General features: G+C 45.5%; 1 protein-coding gene. It reads left to right on the top strand.

From position 1 onward, the window contains the following. The coding region (locus ACVCZW_RS07650; RefSeq protein ID WP_452232087.1) for a hypothetical protein at window positions 1-213 on the top strand (213 nt) is incomplete at both ends.

The raw sequence follows: 213 nt of genomic DNA, 5'->3' as shown, positions 1-213 counted from the left end.
ACGGTACCAGTAAGTGGAACAGTTGCAGCAGGAACCGATGGTTATACTACAGCTGGAACCGTAACCGGAACAGTATATAACGATGAAGATGGTGATGGAACACAAAATGGAACAGAAACCGGATTCACATCTCCAGTAACTGTATTTGCAGATTTAGATGGCGATGGTGTATTAGACGCAGGAGAGCCAACAGCAACTACAGCAGCAGATGGA

This window comes from Lacinutrix sp. MEBiC02595 (genome assembly GCF_053601555.1).
The sequence above is the reverse complement of the archived record's forward strand: the minus strand, read 5'-3'. Positions and strand labels throughout refer to the sequence as shown.